This is a genomic window from Rummeliibacillus sp. POC4, assembly GCF_003576525.1.
In the GTDB taxonomy this organism is placed as follows: domain Bacteria; phylum Bacillota; class Bacilli; order Bacillales_A; family Planococcaceae; genus Rummeliibacillus.
Genome location: NZ_QWUA01000143.1, coordinates 1 through 1,800, shown reverse-complemented (window position 1 = coordinate 1,800; position 1,800 = coordinate 1). Strand labels below are relative to the sequence as shown.

Genomic DNA, 1,800 nt, shown 5'->3' with positions numbered 1-1,800 from the left:
AAGGAGCATTCCTGTTAGAAGTATTTTCGGGGACTTGAAAACAAAAAAGCCCTCTTGTATGATGCTTGAGTGGTCAACCGGAAAATTGACTCGCACATCTACAGAGAGGACTTCCAACAATGAATTTTAATACGAATGAAAAGATTAATCAAGTTTCTGAAAATACACTAGTCATCGGGATCGATATTGCAAAGCATAAACATTTCGCTTGTGCCATCGACGACCGAGGTCGGGTACTCCAAAAATCATTTCCAATCGTGCAATCGCATCTAGGATTTGAATACTTTTACGAACGCCTTATGGCGCTTAGAACGGCTCATAAAAAACAAGAAATCCTCGTTGGTTTCGAGCCAACAGGTCACTATTGGATGAACTTAGCGTCATTTTTAACAAGCTATGGGATTCCATTCGTGATGGTCAATCCAATGCACGTCAATCGCTCAAAGGAGCTTGATGATAATCTCCAAACGAAAAATGACCAAAAAGATGCACTTGTCATTGCCCGTTTAATGCGAGATGGACGCTTCAGCTATCCTCGAATTCTTGAAGGCGTGGAAGCTGAATTGCGAAATGGAGCTACTTTACGTTCCAAGATTCAAGAAGATTTAAATGCCCTTCAAAATCGTGTGATTCGTTGGTTAGATCGCTTTTTCCCAGAGTTTACACAGGTATTTAAAAACTTCGGGAAAATGGCCTATGCGGTGCTCGAAATGACACCTTTGCCATCGGATATTAAGGGGAAATCACCAGAAGATCTACTCTTCTTATATCGTCAAGTAGAAGGGATGAAAATTCCGCAATTACCAAAGGCAAAACAATTGGTTGAAGTTGCCCAAAACTCAATTGGACTGACAGAAGGCTTAGTGATGGCCAAATTCGAAATCGCCACACTTCTTTCACAGCACAAATTGATGCAAGCTCAACTAGATGAATTAACGTCTAAGCTCGTAGAGCTAGCCAAACAAATGACGGATTATGAGTATTTAGCATCTGTTCCAGGAATCGGAGATGTTACTATTGTCGACTTACTATCAGAGGTTGGTTCTCTCACTCAATATGCACATCCACGCCAATTAATTAAACTAGCGGGACTCACATTGCGTGAAAACTCTTCTGGCCAGCTAAAGGGACAAAAACGTATATCCAAACGAGGGAGACGTAAACTACGTTCCCTTCTATTTCGAGTAATGATGCCTTTAATCCAACATAATTCAGCATTTAAGCAGTTACACGAATATTACACTACACGCCCAGTCAATCCGCTTCGAAAGAAGCAATCTATCGTTGTCCTATGTGGCAAGTTACTGAAAGTTTTACATGCCTTGTGTAAAAAGAAAACAATGTTTAATGAACATCAAATGATGAACGATTTTGCCAGTCTTCAAACGGCTGCATAAGCATACCTACCGTTAGAATACTCAAGAGGATGACACGGAGAAGCCGGCATTATTTATTCCATTCGACCGTTAATGTCAATTATAAACGAGTCCCTTAAGGAGCATCGCCAGCCTCTGCCTTATGAATAGACCGAACGAAGGAATGTACGCGCAAACAGACGCCTAGAGACATGGGAGGGTCCGTCATCATAAGCTACGCAGAGATCCATAAGTGCATCAATATACAGCAATGGATCAGGAGAATCATTACCAGTTAATGGTTTATCCTTTAGCGAAGCGTTCGGACAGATTGTAAGAAAAATCAATAATTACAAAATAATTATAGATGTACGTATTGAAAAAATATTTTTCGTCACTTAAAAATGGCGTGAGCCATTGATACATCAACATTTATAGAGGGAGG

General features: G+C 40.4%; 1 protein-coding gene. It reads left to right on the top strand.

Translation table 11 applies throughout. The annotated features are described in order from the left end of the window. The first annotated feature begins 119 nt into the window (after nt 1-119). Entirely contained in the window at nt 120-1,397 is a 1,278-nt protein-coding gene (locus D1606_RS18325) for an IS110 family RNA-guided transposase (RefSeq protein ID WP_119417441.1), read from the top strand. Nucleotides 1,398-1,800: the final 403 nt, after the last annotated feature.